Below are 15,045 nucleotides of genomic sequence, written 5' to 3'. Positions count from 1 at the left end.
GCTTACCAGCCGCGCTTGCGCCACTCCGGCAGATGCGGCCGCTCGTTGCCCAGCGTCGTGTCCTTGCCGTGCCCCGGGTAGACCCACGTCTCGTCCGGAAGCGCGCCGAAGAGCTTCGTCTCGACGTCGTTGATCAGGCTCGCGAAGGCCTCGGGATCCTTGCGGGTGTTGCCCACCCCGCCGGGGAAGAGGCAGTCACCTGTGAAAACGTGCGGGTGGCCGTGCGGGTCGTCGTAGATCAGGGCGATCGAGCCGGGCGTGTGCCCCACGAGATGGCGGGCGGTCAGTTCGACGCGGCCCACTCGGATGGTGTCCCCGTCCTCGACGGGCACGTCCGTCGGAACGGGGATGCCTTCGACGTCGTACCGGCCGGCGTAGGTGCGGGCACCGGTCGCGCGGACGACGTCGGCCAGCGCCTGCCAGTGGTCGCCGTGGCGATGCGTGGTGACGACGGACGCGATGGAGTCGTCGCCGATCAGCGTCAGGAGCGTCTCGGGCTCATTGGCCGCGTCGATCAGCAGTTGCTCGTCGGTGGCCCGGCAGCGCAGCAGATAGGAGTTGTTGTCCATCGGCCCGACCGCGACCTTGGAGATCATCAGGTCTGGGAGTTCGTGCACATCTGCGCCGCCGCCGACCTTCACCACTCCGCTGTACGTCATGGGTTCAGCCTATAGCGGGGGCAGTGCCGGAAGCAGGCCTCCCGCAGTGTCCAGATCCGCCCCGTCGCGGCGGCCGGCGAGCCACCCGAGCAGGGCGGGGGCCGGGCCGGTGACCGTCACCGGGGCGCCCTCGGTGCCGCCCGTGTGCCACTCGCCGGAGTGCTTGCCGAAGTCCTCGGCCGAGCCGTCGGCGGAGGTCTTGGCGGCCGCCACGATGCGGGTCGGCGGGACGTCCGCGCGCCCGGAGAAGCGCTGGGCGAGGAAGGCGATCTCCCGGTCGGTGAACTCCTCCGGCAGGTCCTCCAGCTCGTAGCCGATGCCGAGGTCGACGTGGTGCAGCTCGACCTCGACGAGCCGGCGGAAGGGGATGCGGGCCGCGGCGTCCGTGACGCCGTTGCGCAGCTCGACCGTGCGGCTCCAGTCGGCGGGACCCGCGCACGCGGCCATGAAACGGGCGGCGCTCTCGCGTACGTCGGCGAGCTGGGCGGCGAGCGGGCGGTGCGCGTCCCGCGTGATGTCCGCCTCGCGCGCCTCGGCGCTCAGATACATCGGGCGGCCCTCGAGAACATTTTCGAGCGCGTCAGCGTTACGGGAGAGGTGCGCCAGCACATGGCCGCGGCTCCAGCCCGGGAGCCGGGACGGTGCGGCGGCCCCGGAGTCGTCCATTCCGGCGGCTGCGCCGAGGAGCCGATCGGTGGCTTCGCGTACCGAGGCCAGGTCACGCATGGGTTCGATCATGGGGCCGACGATAGCCCCGGCACTCGATCGGGTGAAGGTGTCAGAGCGTGGCCGTAATTCGAATGTGCGTGCTATAGGCTCGGTGGAGGCATCCTGGTAGCAGCAGAGATTTCACAGCTTGGAATCCAAACGATCCGACGGCCCCCATAGTCTGGGACGGGGGCTGTGCCCCCTCCGTTTCTCTCAAGAAAGGTCCGGCGTGGCCGACCGTCTCATCGTTCGTGGCGCTCGCGAGCACAACCTGAAGAACGTCTCGCTCGACCTCCCGCGTGACTCCATCATCGTGTTCACCGGGCTCTCCGGGTCGGGCAAGTCGTCCCTCGCGTTCGACACGATCTTCGCCGAGGGGCAGCGCAGGTACGTCGAGTCCCTCTCGTCATACGCCCGGCAGTTCCTCGGCCAGATGGACAAGCCCGACGTCGACTTCATCGAGGGCCTCTCCCCGGCTGTCTCCATCGACCAGAAGTCGACCTCGCGCAACCCGCGCTCGACGGTCGGCACCATCACCGAGGTCTACGACTACCTCCGGCTGCTATACGCCCGTATCGGCAAGCCGCACTGCCCGGAGTGCGGCCGGCCCATCTCGCGCCAGTCGCCGCAGGCCATCGTCGACAGGGTGCTGGAACTGCCCGAGGGCAGCCGCTTCCAGGTCCTCTCGCCCCTCGTGCGCGAGCGCAAGGGCGAGTTCGTCGACCTCTTCGCCGACCTCCAGACCAAGGGATACAGCCGGGCGCGGGTCGACGGACAGACGATCCAGCTCGCCGAGCCGCCCGCGCTGAAGAAGCAGGAGAAGCACACCATCGAGGTGGTCGTCGACCGCCTCACCGTCAAGGACAGCGCCAAGCGCCGGCTGACCGACTCGGTCGAGACCGCGCTCGGGCTCTCCGGCGGCATGGTCGTGCTCGACTTCGTCGACCTCGCCGAGGACGACCCCGAGCGTGAGCGGATGTTCTCGGAACATCTCTACTGCACGTACGACGACCTGTCCTTCGAGGAGTTGGAGCCACGCTCCTTCTCCTTCAACTCACCGTTCGGCGCCTGCCCCGACTGCACCGGCATCGGCACGCGCATGGAGGTGGACCCCGAGCTGATCGTCCCGGACGAGGAGAAGTCCCTCGACGAGGGCGCGATCCACCCCTGGTCGCACGGCCACACCAAGGAGTACTTCGGGCGGCTGATCGGCGGTCTCGCCCAGGCCATCGGCTTCTCCACCGACATGCCCTGGGCCGGGCTGCCGCAGCGCGCCAAGAAGGCCCTGCTCCACGGTCACAAGACCCAGGTCGAGGTCCGCTACCGCAACAGATACGGACGCGAGCGGGCGTACACCACCCCCGCGTTCGAGGGGGCCGTCCAGTTCGTCAAGCGGCGGCACTCCGAGGCCGAGAGCGATTCCAGCAGGGAGCGCTTCGAGGGCTATATGCGCGAGGTGCCCTGCCCGACCTGTCAGGGCACCCGGCTGAAGCCGATCGTCCTCGCGGTCACGTTGATGGATAAGTCCATCGCCGAGGTCGCCGCGATGTCCATCAGCGACTGTGCGGACTTCCTGGGCGAGCTGCGGCTGAGCGCCCGCGACAAGAAGATCGCCGAGCGGGTGCTGAAGGAGGTCAACGAACGGCTGAAGTTCCTGCTCGACGTGGGCCTCGACTACCTCTCGCTGAACCGCGCGGCCGGCACGCTCTCCGGCGGCGAAGCCCAGCGCATCCGGCTCGCCACCCAGATCGGCTCCGGTCTCGTCGGCGTGTTGTACGTACTGGACGAGCCGTCCATCGGACTGCACCAGCGCGACAACCACCGGCTCATCGAGACCCTGGTCCGGCTGCGTGACATGGGCAACACGCTCATCGTCGTCGAGCACGACGAGGACACCATCAAGGTGGCGGACTGGGTCGTCGACATCGGCCCTGGCGCCGGCGAGCACGGCGGCGAGGTCGTGCACAGCGGCTCGCTGAAGGATCTTCTCGCCAACAAGGACTCGGTGACCGGGCAGTACCTCTCCGGGAAGCGGTCCATCGCGATGCCCGACATCCGCCGGCCCGTGGATCCGACCCGTCAGCTCACGGTCCACGGCGCGCGTGAGAACAACCTGCGCGACATCGACGTCTCGTTCCCGCTCGGTGTGCTCACGGCGGTCACCGGTGTCTCGGGCTCCGGCAAGTCGACCCTGGTCAACGACATCCTCTATACGCATCTGGCCCGCGAGCTGAACGGCGCCAAGTCGGTGCCGGGCCGCCACACCCGGGTCGAGGGCGACGACCTCGTCGACAAGGTGGTGCATGTCGACCAGTCGCCCATCGGGCGTACGCCGCGCTCCAACCCGGCGACGTACACGGGCGTCTTCGACCATGTCCGCAGGCTCTTCGCGGAGACGATGGAGGCCAAGGTCCGGGGCTACCTCCCCGGCAGGTTCTCCTTCAACGTCAAGGGCGGCCGCTGCGAAAACTGCTCGGGCGACGGCACCATCAAGATCGAGATGAACTTCCTGCCGGATGTGTACGTCCCGTGCGAGGTCTGCCACGGAGCGCGCTACAACCGGGAGACCTTGGAGGTCCACTACAAGGGCAAGTCCATCGCCGAGGTGCTGGACATGCCGATCGAGGAGGCGCTGGACTTCTTCGGGGCCGTCCCGACGATCGCCCGTCATCTGAAGACCCTCCACGAGGTGGGCCTCGGCTATGTGCGGCTCGGCCAGTCCGCGCCGACGCTCTCGGGCGGCGAGGCCCAGCGCGTGAAGCTGGCCTCGGAGCTCCAGAAGCGTTCCACCGGCCGCACGGTCTACGTCCTGGACGAGCCGACGACCGGACTGCACTTCGAGGACATCAGCAAGCTGATCAACGTGCTGTCCGGCCTGGTCGACAAGGGCAACACGGTCATCGTGATCGAGCACAACCTCGATGTCGTCAAGACCGCGGACTGGGTCGTCGACATGGGCCCGGAGGGTGGCAACGGCGGCGGCCTGGTCATCGCCGAGGGCACCCCCGAGCAGGTCGCCGGGGTGCCGACCAGCCACACCGGCAAGTTCCTGCGGGACATTCTGGACGCCGAGCGGATCAGCGACGCGATGGTGCCCGCGGCACGCAAGGCCCCGAAGAAGGCGGCGGCCAACAAGACCGCAGCGGCGAAGAACGCGGTCGCCGTGAAGGCCGGCCCGACGAAGACCGCGGCGGCGAAGAACGCGGTCGCCGCGAAGGCCGGCCCGGCCAAGAAGACGGCGACGGTGCGAACCGGCCGGGCGCGTAAGGCCTGACGCCGGTCACCGCCGTGTCCTTAGGTCTCCCCGGACGAGTCCGGGGAGACCTAAGGACGAACCGGCCGCCGGACGGCCCCCGGCTTCTCCCGTCAGCCGTCAGCCGTCAGCCGTCCAGTTCCGCCGCGTACGGCGGCTCGGCGCCCCGTGCGGGAGCAGGTCACCCCGGCCGCCCGGGACGCGAAGTGCAGCACGTCGTGCCACCCCTCCGCGCCCAGGCCGTCCAGGGCGTCGGGACCAGGTCGATGAAGGATTCTCCGGCGACGACGATCACGGCGAGAACGTGACCCCTGGCTTGTGAGGGGCGGCAGGGAGCCCGCCAGCAGGGCCGCCGGTCTCCGCCGGTATCGTCGGGTCTGTCACCTGTCCCGCACTCGCACGTTGTGGAGCCTCCATGTCCGGCCAGCCAGCCGCCCGCCGCACCGTGCTGAAAGGCGCCGCCCTCGCCGGGGCGGCAGGGCTTGGGGTCGCGGCCTGCTCCACCGACTCGAAGCTCGGCCACGCCGAGAACCCCACCCCGACCGCGCCCGTCGATCTCGGCTCGGCCGACGCCGTCCCGGTCGGCGGAGCCAAGCTCTACCGCGAGCAGCGCCTGGTCGTGAGCTGCCCCGCCAAGGGCCAGTACAAGGCCTTCAGCGCGCAGTGCACGCACGCGGGCTGCCTCATCGACAAGGTCGAGGGCACCGAAGGCAATTGCCCCTGCCACGGCAGCCGCTTCGACGTCACCACCGGCAAGGCGCTCCGTGGCCCGGCGACCGTGCCGCTCCCCGAGGTACCGATCAAGGCCGAGGGCGGCAAGCTCGTCGCCGGCCCGGAGGCGTGAGCCGCCGAAGCGGCTTCAGTCCCAGCCGCCGAAGCGGCTTCAGTCCCAGCCGCCGAAGCGGCTTCAGTCCCAGCCGCCGAAGCGGCTTCAGTCCCAGCCGCCGAAGCGGCTTCAGTCCCAGCCGCCGAAGCGGCTTCAGCCCCGGCCGCCGAAGCGGGCTTCAGCCCCGGCTGCCGAAGCGAGCGTCAGTCCCAGGACCAGTCGATCCCCAGGATCCCCGGACGTACACCCTGCTCAACCAGATGGACCGTGCGGTGCCGGCCGCTCAGCGCCAGATCCGTCCTGGCCCCGCGCGGCGCTCCCGTCGTGGCCTGCGCGAACCGCCGGCATCGCACTGGCAGCGCACCCTCGTCGAAGCGCACCTGTAGGACGTACTGCCCGCCCGCGAAGCTGAAGCCGCGGATGTACTCCTCGCTCGGCCCGCCGGTCCCGTCCTCGAAGCCGTAGCCGAAGAGATACGTCTCACCCGCGCGCAGCCGGGCGTCGAAGAGCAGCTCCGCGATCAGCACCCCGGTCTCCCGGTGCCACCGCACCCGCCCCGTGCGGCAGTTCTCCAGCGCGCTGACCTCCACCCGCGCGGGATCGAAGCCCGGATCGCCGTGGTGGATGGCCAGATAGCGGTCGATTCCGTCGCGGTGGGCACGTACGACATGCGCCGAATCGCGCCCCAGCAGCTCGCGCCCCGCCCCGATCCGCACCCGCTCGTGGTGGCCGACCGTGTGCAGACCGCCGTCGGCAGGTGACTCCAGGTCGGCAAGCAGCCGCTCCACCGCGCCGGAGGCCTCCAACAGCGAGCGGTAAGAGCGTGTGGCGGGGCGCTCGGCATCGGTTCGCACGCCGCCTTCGCCGGGACCGAGCAGTCGGATCAGCGAGTTGCCGGGCAGTTCGAGCAGGTCCTCCAGAGCACGCACGGCCCGCAGCGACTCGGGGCGCTGCGGGCGGCGCGCGCCTTGCTGCCAATAGCTGAGGCTGGTCACGCCCACCTTTATCCCGCGGTGCGCGAGATGGTGCTGGACGCGCTGGAGCGGCAGCCCGCGCACGGCGAGGGCGGCGCGCAGCGCCAGATGGAACGGGCCGGTGTGCAGCACCTGTGCCAGATCGGCCTCGGTGTGCCCCATGGTTCCTCCAGCGGCTCGCGGGTTATGAGTGAACGTTCACGACTGGGGCGAGCCGCTGTGGGTGGGCGGCGACAGGCGTCCAGGTGGAGCGGGACGGAGGTGTTCACATCCCGGCCGCAGCGTTCACAGCGCCGTGTCACCCCGCATTGAAGCGTGTTGACCCGCCTCCGACAAGGACTGATGCTCAGCCGTCGCGTCCGGACGCCACCCGCCATCCCCGGTCCGACGCGTCCGCCTTCGTCGGGGACCCCCAATGGGATCCGATGAAGCCCCGTCCGCGATTGAGGCGCGGGGTCCGGGCGGGGCCGTACGAGGGCCGGACGCGGCCCCGCCTGTCACAGCCCGCCAGTAGGCTGGTCGACATGGCAGACCCCTCCAGCTACCGCCCCAAGCCGGGACAGATCCCCGACTCGCCGGGGGTCTACAGATTCCGCGACGAACACCGCCGGGTGATCTACGTGGGGAAGGCCAAAAGCCTGCGCCAACGCCTGGCCAACTACTTCCAGGACGTGGCGACTCTCCACCCGCGCACCGCCACCATGGTCACCACGGCGGCCTCCGTGGAGTGGACGGTGGTCTCCACCGAGGTCGAGGCGCTCCAGCTGGAATACACCTGGATCAAGGAGTATGACCCGCGGTTCAACGTCAAGTACCGCGACGACAAGAGCTATCCGTATCTCGCGGTCACCCTCAATGAGGACTTCCCGCGGGTCCAGGTGATGCGTGGCGCCAAGAAGAAGGGCGTGCGCTACTTCGGTCCCTACGGCCACGCGTGGGCGATCCGCGAGACCGTCGATCTGATGCTGCGGGTCTTTCCCGTACGCACCTGCTCGGCCGGCGTCCTCAGGAACCACCAGCAAAAGGGCCGCCCCTGTCTGCTCGGCTACATCGGCAAGTGCTCCGCGCCCTGCGTGGGCCGGGTCACCCCCGAGGAACACCGTGAACTGGCCGAGGAGTTCTGCGACTTCATGGCCGGCCGCACCGGCACGTACATCCGCCGTCTGGAGAAGGAGATGATGGCGGCCTCCGAGGAGATGGAGTTCGAGAAGGCGGCCCGGCTGCGCGACGACATAGAGGCCCTCAAGCGGGCCATGGAGAAGAACGCCGTCGTGCTCGCGGACGCCACCGACGCCGACCTGATCGCCGTCGCCGAGGACGAGCTCGAAGCCGCCGTGCAGATCTTCCACGTCCGTGGCGGCCGGGTGCGCGGCCAGCGCGGCTGGGTCACCGACAAGGTCGAGGCCGTGGACACCGCCGGCCTCGTCGAGCACGCGCTCCAGCAGTTGTACGGAGAGGAGCGCGGCGACGCCGTCCCCAAGGAGGTCCTCGTCCCCGCCCTCCCCGAGGACAGCGACGCGGTGAGCCTGTGGCTGAGCGACCGGCGTGGCTCGCACGTCTCGCTCCGCATTCCTCAGCGCGGAGACAAGAAGGACCTGATGGAGACGGTCCAGCGCAATGCCGTGCATGCGCTCGCCCTGCACAAGACCAAGCGCGCCAGCGACCTCACCACCCGCTCGCGCGCCCTGGAGGAGATCGCCGGGGCCCTCGGCCTGGACACGGCGCCGCTGCGGATCGAGTGCTTCGACGTCTCGCACCTCCAGGGCGAGGACGTGGTGGCGTCCATGGTCGTCTTCGAGGACGGGCTGGCGCGCAAGAGCGAGTACCGCCGATTCCAGATCAAGGGCTTCGAGGGCCAGGACGACGTCCGCTCGATGCATGAGGTGATCACCCGCCGCTTCAAGCGGTATCTGGCGGAGAAGGACAGGACGGGCGAGTGGATCGGCGACGACGCCCCGGAAGACGACGGCAGGCCCAAGCGCTTCGCATATCCGCCTCAGCTCGTCGTCGTGGACGGCGGACAGCCGCAGGTGGCCGCCGCCAGGCGCGCCCTCGACGACCTCGGCATCGACGATGTCGCCGTCTGCGGACTGGCCAAGCGCCTCGAAGAGGTCTGGCTGCCGAACGACGACGATCCTGTTGTCCTGCCACGCTCGAGCGAGGGGCTGTATCTCCTTCAGCGGGTCCGTGACACAGCTCACGACTTCGCCATCCGCTACCAGCGCTCCAAGCGGACCAAGCGCCTCAGGACCAGCCCGCTGGACGCGGTCCCGGGTCTCGGCGACGCCCGCAAACAGGCGCTGATCAAGCATTTCGGCTCGGTGAAGCGGCTGAAGCAGGCGACAATCGACCAGATCTGCGAGGTTCCAGGCATGGGCCGCAAGACGGCGGAGTCCGTCGTGGTGGCCCTCGCCCAGGCGGCTCCGGCCGCCCCTGCCGTGAATACGGCAACAGGAGAGATCATTGAAGAGAACGACGGGGGCAGCAGGAAATGACTGAGCACGATGGAGACGGAGCAGCAGACGTGAGTACGGGCACCACCACCGAGCCCGGCGGGGCCGCGGACGCGGCGATCCCCGAGCTGGTGATCATCTCCGGAATGTCGGGTGCCGGGCGCAGCACGGCCGCGAAGTGTCTGGAGGACCTCGGCTGGTTCGTCGTCGACAACCTGCCGCCCGCGCTGATCCCCACCATGGTGGAGCTCGGCGCACGCTCGCAGGGCAATGTCGCCCGGATCGCCGTCGTCGTCGACGTACGCGGCCGGCGGTTCTTCGACAACCTGCGCCAGTCCCTCGCCGACCTGGACTCCAAGCAGGTCACCCGGAGGGTCGTCTTCCTGGAGTCCTCCGACGAAGCCCTGGTCCGCCGCTTCGAGTCGGTCCGCAGGCCCCACCCTCTGCAGGGCGACGGCCGGATCGTCGACGGCATCGCGGCCGAGCGCGACCTGCTGCGCGAGCTGCGCGGCGACGCGGACCTGGTGATCGACACCTCCAGCCTCAACGTCCATGAGCTGCGCGCCAAGATGGACGCCCAGTTCGCGGGCGACGAGGAGCCGGAGCTGCGGGCCACGGTGATGTCGTTCGGATTCAAGTACGGACTGCCGGTCGACGCGGACCTCGTCGTCGACATGCGCTTCCTGCCGAACCCGCACTGGGTCCCGGAGCTGCGTCCGTTCACCGGTCTCAACGAAGAGGTGTCGAACTACGTCTTCAACCAGCCCGGCGCCAAGGAGTTCATCGACCGCTACACCGAGCTGCTCCAGCTGATCGCCGCGGGCTACCGCCGCGAGGGCAAGCGGTACGTGACCATCGCGGTCGGCTGCACCGGCGGCAAGCACCGCTCCGTCGCCACGTCCGAGAAGCTCGCCGCCCGGCTCTCCTCCGCGGGGATCGAGACCGTCGTCGTCCACCGGGACCTGGGGCGCGAGTGACCGGACGTAACCTCCGTCTGCGGCGGTTGCGCAGGTCCACGCACGCCCCGACCGGGCGGAAGCGCGGCGCGCAGCCCAAGGTCGTGGCGCTCGGCGGCGGCATGGGCCTGTCCGCGTCGCTCACGGCCCTGCGCCGTATCACCGGCGACCTCACCGCGGTCGTCACCGTCGCAGACGACGGCGGCTCCAGCGGCCGGCTCCGCGACGAGCTCGGCGTGCTGCCGCCCGGTGACCTGCGCAAGGCGCTCGCCGCGCTGTGTGGCGACGACGACTGGGGCCAGACCTGGGCCCGGGTGATCCAGCACCGCTTCCAGTCCAAGGGCGACCTGCACGAGCACGCGGTCGGCAATCTGCTGATAGTGGCCCTGTGGGAGCAACTCGGCGACCATGTCCTGGCCCTGGACCTGGTCGGCAAGCTGCTCGGCGCGCACGGCAGGGTGCTGCCGATGTCCGCCGTCCCACTGGAGCTGCAGGCGCTGGTACGGGGCCACGACCCGGCCCGCCCGAACGAACTGGAAACCGTGCGCGGCCAGGCGACCGTCGCGCTCACCCCTGGCGAGGTGCAGTCCGTGCACCTCGTCCCGCACAGCCCGCCCGCTGTCCCGGAGGCCGTCGCCGCCGTCCTTGACGCCGACTGGGTGGTGCTCGGCCCGGGTTCCTGGTTCTCCTCGGTGATTCCGCATCTGCTCGTGCCCGAGCTGCTGGACGCGCTGATCCAGACGAAGGCCCGCCGGGTCCTCGCCCTCAACCTCGCTCCGCAGCCCGGCGAAACAGATGGCTTCTCACCGCAGCGTCATTTGGAGGTTTTGGGACGACACGCGCCTAAACTCGCCCTGGACGTGGTGCTGGCCGACGAGGCCGCCGTGCCCGACCGTGAGTCCCTCGCCGACGCCGCCAAGCGGCTCGGCGCCGCGGTCGAGCTGGCCCCCGTGGCCTCGCCCGATGGCGTTCCGAAGCATGATCCGGAGCTGTTGGCCGCCGCGTACGACCGTATTTTTCGGATGCATGGAAGGATCGGCCCATGGCGATGACGGCAGCGGTGAAGGACGAAATTTCCCGGCTTCCCGTCACCCGGACCTGCTGCAGAAAAGCGGAGGTCTCGGCGATCCTTCGGTTCGCGGGCGGGCTGCACCTGGTGAGCGGCCGCATCGTGATCGAGGCGGAGCTGGACACCGGCATCGCGGCGCGCCGGCTGAAGCGGGACATCCTGGAGATCTTCGGGCACAGCTCCGAGCTGATGGTCATGGCGCCCGGCGGACTTCGCCGCGGCTCGCGTTACGTCGTACGGGTGGTGGCCGGCGGCGACCAGCTGGCCCGCCAGACCGGCCTCGTCGACGGCCGGGGCCGCCCGATCCGGGGGCTGCCCCCGCAGGTCGTCTCCGGCGCCACCTGTGACGCGGAGGCCGCCTGGCGCGGCGCGTTCCTGGCACACGGCTCGCTCACCGAGCCGGGCCGCTCCTCCTCGCTGGAGGTCACCTGCCCCGGCCCTGAGGCAGCTCTGGCTCTGGTCGGCGCGGCCCGTCGGCTCTCCATCGCCGCCAAGGCGCGCGAGGTACGCGGCGTGGACCGCGTCGTCGTGCGCGACGGGGACGCGATCGGCGCGCTGCTGACCCGACTTGGGGCACACGAGTCGGTGCTGGCCTGGGAGGAGCGGCGGATGCGCCGCGAGGTGCGCGCCACCGCCAACCGCCTCGCCAACTTCGACGACGCCAACCTGCGCCGCTCGGCGCGCGCCGCGGTCGCCGCGGGCGCCCGGGTGCAGCGCGCGCTGGAGATCCTGGGGGAGGAGGTGCCCGAGCACCTCGCCGCGGCCGGCCGGCTGCGGATGGAGCACAAGCAGGCTTCGCTCGAGGAGCTCGGCGCGCTGGCCGACCCGCCGCTGACCAAGGACGCCGTCGCGGGCCGTATCCGCCGGCTGCTTGCGATGGCCGACAAGCGGGCCCAGGATCTGGGCATTCCGGGTACGGAGTCCAATCTCACCGAGGAAATGGCCGACGGTCTCGTCGGCTGAGCCGCGGCAGAGTCCCCGGCTGAATGTTCACCTCGATGAATCACCCACCGCTGTCGGCGCCTTCCCGGTGCCGACAGCGGCGCGTTATGTCTGTTTGTATGCTCTTGACATGATCATGAAGTGTCATGAGCCTGGCGTCTGTCCACTTTCGTGGCACACAACAGCAAGGGGCGCTTATGAGACGCAGAGCGAGATCGATCCTCGCCGCGGCTTCACTGCTGATGGCCGGACTGGCGGCCGCACCGATCGCCCAGGCCCAACAGGGGGGTGACGACGACGGACTCTCCGTATGGCACGCGAAGGTCACCAAGGCCCAGGTCCCGCTGATCCTCGCGGCGGGCGCCGACGGGCATGAACTGACCGAGCAGGTGCCCGACAAGGGCACCGCCACCGTCGAGCTCTACCTCACCGAACAGCAGGCCGGCGAACTGCGCGAGCAGGGCATCGGCATCACCGAGCACACCGTCTCGGCCACGGCCGAAAAGCGCGTGGCCGCCGCGGGCGACGGCGTCTTTCGCCCGTACAGCGGCGAGAGCGGCCTGAAGCGAGAGATCCTCGCCACCGAACAGGCCAACCCCGCCCTCACCAAGGTCGTCAGCATCGGCAAGACCCTGGGGGGCCAGGACATCCTCGCTCTCAAGATCAGCAAGGGCGCCAAGAAGCACAAGGACGGCTCCAAGCCCGCCACGCTGTATCTGTCCAACCAGCACGCCCGCGAGTGGATCACCCCGGAGATGACCCGCCGGCTGATGCACCATTACCTCGCGGGCTACGGCAAGGACCCGCGGATCACGAAGATCGTCGACTCCACCGAACTGTGGTTCGTCCTGTCCGCCAACCCCGACGGCTACGACTACACGTTCAAGGGCACCGCCGAGCGTCAGTGGCGCAAGAACCTCCGCGACAACAACGGCGACGGCAAGACCGCCCCCGGCGACGGCGTCGACCTCAACCGCAACTTCACCTACAAGTGGGGTTACGACAACGAGGGTTCGTCCCCCGACCCGGCCTCCGAGACCTACCGCGGCACCGGCCCGGCGTCCGAGCCCGAGACGAGGGCGCTCGACGCCTTCCAAAAGCGCATCGGCTTCGCGTACGGCATCAACTACCACTCCGCGGCCCAACTGCTCCTGTACGGGGTCGGCTGGCAGGTCGCCACCCCGACGCCCGACGACGTCCTGTACGAGTCGCTCGCCGGCAGCCCCCAGAACTCGGCCATCCCCGGCTACCGCCCCCAGGTCTCCTCCGAGCTGTACACCACCAACGGTGAGGCCGACGGCCACGCGGCCAACGTCAACGGGATGATGATGTACACCCCGGAGATGTCGACCTGCGCCACCGTCTCCAGGATCGACCCCAACGACCCCTGGAACGCCGCCGACTGCGCGTCCGTCTTCACCTTCCCGGACGACGAGAAGCTGATCCAGCAGGAGTTCGCCAAGAACATCCCCTTCGCGCTCTCCGTCGCCGAGACCGCGGCCCACCCCGACCAGCCGTCCTCCTCGCTCGGCCTGAAGGCCGCTGACTTCACCCCCGACGCCTTCACCACCTCCTACGCCCGCGGCGGCGACCAGGAAGTCTCCGTCATCGCGCGCAAGTCCGTACGCGACAAGGAACTCAAGTACCGCGTCAACGGCGGCCGTACGCACGACCAGACGCTCAGGGCCTGGAAGGGCGGAGAGGTCTACGGCGGCGAGGACAACATCCGCTTCGACGAGTACCGCGCCAAGGTGCAGGACGGCGACGTCGGCGACAAGGTCGAGGTCTGGTTCACCGGTGAGACCAAGGCCGGAAGACCCACCTCCAGCGAGCACTTCACCTACACGGTCGCCGAACGGCCGCGCGGTGACACGCTGGTGATCGCCGAGGAGGGCGGCACCGCCCCGGCGCAGAACACCGCCGCGTACACCAAGGCCCTCGCGGACAACGGCCACCGGGCCGCGGTCTGGGACGTCGTAACCCAGGGCGTCCCCGACGCCCTCGGCGTGCTCGGTCACTTCGAGACGGTCATTTGGTACACCGGCGCGGGACAGCCCTCCGCGGCGACCACGGCCGCCGTACGGGACTACCTCAACGAGGGCGGGAAGCTGATCAACGCCGGTGAGCTGGCCGGCGGCGACGTCGACCTCGGCGGGGCCGACTCCAACGACTTCGCGCAGTACTACCTCGGCGCGTACAACCGCGTCGGGCTGAAGTCCCCGTTCTCCTTCGCGGGCACCGGAAAGCTCGCGGGTGCGAAGGCCTCACTCGCCGCCGCGCCCGGGAACCCGCTCGATCTGGCCGGGGCGTACACGATCACCTCGGACACCCTGAAGCCGGACCAGTTCCCGCAGTTCAAGAGCGCCTCCGCGGGCGACTATCCAGGCATCCGCACCCCGTTCGAACCGGCCGACGGCTCCTGGTTCGCGGCCGCGAAGCACGAGGACGACGCATACATGCGGCTGTCGCGCACCGTGGATCTGACCGGCACGGCGGCCGGAGCCGGGCCGGGCCTGCAGTTCCAGCTCAGCCACGACACCGAGCGCGGCTTCGACAATGTCGTCGTCGAGGCGCACACGGTCGGCCAGGACGACTGGACGACCCTGCCGGACGCCAACGGCGGCACCACCACCCAGGTGCCCGTCCAGTGCGAGGAGGGCTACTACGTCGAAGGTCACCCCTTCCTCGCGCACTACCTGACCGTCAATGACACCGGTTGCACGGCGACCGGCAGCAGCGGCGCCTGGAACCGTTTCACCGGCTCCTCCAACGGCTGGCAGCCCGTCTCCGTCGACCTCAGCGCCTACGCGGGCAAGCAGGTCGAGATCGCCATCTCGTACGTCACGGACCCGGGCACCGGCGGGACCGGGGTATTCGTCGACGACACCAAGCTCGTGGTCGGCGGCACCCCGCAGGGTCCCGAGAGCTTCGAGACCTCACTCGGCCCGTGGGCCGTGGCGGGACCGCCGGCCGGCAGCCCCGGCAACACCGGCGACTGGGCGCGTGCCCAGGCGCTCTTCCACTCCCAGGCTGCCGTCACCACCCGGGACACCGTGCTCATCGGCTTCGGCCTGGAGCATGTGCCCGGTGCGGCCGACCGCAAGCAGCTCATCGGAAAGGCTCTCAGCGCACTGAGGCACTGACGCTGCGTAGCCGGAACGGCGCTCCGTCGCCCCTACTGAGGGGTACGGACCGCCGTGCCACG

At 69.7% G+C, this 15,045-nt stretch carries 10 protein-coding genes; 7 read left to right on the top strand and 3 right to left on the bottom strand.

Annotation, left to right across the window (positions count from 1 at the left end; genetic code table 11):
* Positions 1-2: 2 nt before the first annotated feature.
* Positions 3-659: an MBL fold metallo-hydrolase gene (locus tag J7E87_RS13605; RefSeq protein ID WP_215093505.1), complete on the bottom strand. Its 657-nt coding sequence runs from the start codon at positions 657-659 to the stop codon at positions 3-5.
* Positions 660-668: 9 nt separating this feature from the next.
* A complete protein-coding gene (locus tag J7E87_RS13600) occupies positions 669-1,397 on the bottom strand; it encodes a maleylpyruvate isomerase family mycothiol-dependent enzyme (protein WP_215093503.1) in 729 nt (242 codons plus the stop codon).
* A gap of 199 nt (positions 1,398-1,596) precedes the next feature.
* On the opposite strand from J7E87_RS13600, the gene uvrA reads away from it, so the two are divergent.
* Positions 1,597-4,641 carry an excinuclease ABC subunit UvrA gene (uvrA, locus tag J7E87_RS13595; RefSeq protein ID WP_215093501.1) on the top strand — a complete coding sequence of 1,015 codons (3,045 nt, stop codon included), beginning with the start codon at positions 1,597-1,599 and terminating at the stop codon, positions 4,639-4,641.
* A 394-nt stretch (positions 4,642-5,035) separates the two neighbouring features.
* Positions 5,036-5,464, top strand: a complete 429-nt coding sequence (locus J7E87_RS13590; protein ID WP_215093499.1) for a Rieske (2Fe-2S) protein — start codon at positions 5,036-5,038, stop codon at positions 5,462-5,464.
* Positions 5,465-5,649: 185 nt separating this feature from the next.
* Here J7E87_RS13590 and J7E87_RS13585 read toward each other — a convergent pair whose 3' ends face one another.
* On the bottom strand, positions 5,650-6,582 hold the full coding sequence (locus J7E87_RS13585; RefSeq protein WP_215093497.1) for a hypothetical protein: 933 nt from the start codon (positions 6,580-6,582) through the stop codon (positions 5,650-5,652).
* Between the two features lie 362 nt (positions 6,583-6,944).
* On the opposite strand from J7E87_RS13585, the gene uvrC reads away from it, so the two are divergent.
* The 5 genes from uvrC (at position 6,945) to J7E87_RS13560 (ending at position 14,983) form a co-directional block, all read left to right on the top strand.
* Positions 6,945-8,915 (top strand): excinuclease ABC subunit UvrC, encoded by a 1,971-nt coding sequence (gene uvrC, locus J7E87_RS13580; protein ID WP_215093495.1) that lies wholly within the window; start codon positions 6,945-6,947, stop codon positions 8,913-8,915.
* A complete protein-coding gene (rapZ, locus tag J7E87_RS13575) occupies positions 8,912-9,850 on the top strand; it encodes an RNase adapter RapZ (RefSeq protein ID WP_215093493.1) in 939 nt (312 codons plus the stop codon). Before uvrC ends, rapZ begins: the two co-directional genes overlap by 4 nt.
* Positions 9,847-10,881: a uridine diphosphate-N-acetylglucosamine-binding protein YvcK gene (gene yvcK / locus J7E87_RS13570; protein WP_215093491.1), complete on the top strand. Its 1,035-nt coding sequence runs from the start codon at positions 9,847-9,849 to the stop codon at positions 10,879-10,881. Before rapZ ends, yvcK begins: the two co-directional genes overlap by 4 nt.
* Positions 10,872-11,861, top strand: a complete 990-nt coding sequence (gene whiA / locus J7E87_RS13565; protein WP_215093490.1) for a DNA-binding protein WhiA — start codon at positions 10,872-10,874, stop codon at positions 11,859-11,861. The genes yvcK and whiA overlap by 10 nt, the downstream gene beginning before the upstream one ends.
* A 176-nt stretch (positions 11,862-12,037) precedes the next feature.
* Positions 12,038-14,983 (top strand): M14 family metallopeptidase, encoded by a 2,946-nt coding sequence (locus tag J7E87_RS13560; RefSeq protein WP_215093488.1) that lies wholly within the window; start codon positions 12,038-12,040, stop codon positions 14,981-14,983.
* Positions 14,984-15,045: the final 62 nt, after the last annotated feature.

Source organism: Streptomyces sp. ISL-1, assembly GCF_018614585.1.
GTDB lineage: Bacteria > Actinomycetota > Actinomycetes > Streptomycetales > Streptomycetaceae > Streptomyces > Streptomyces maoxianensis.
Note: the sequence above shows the minus strand (reverse complement) of the source record. Positions and strands in the feature narration are given on the sequence as shown.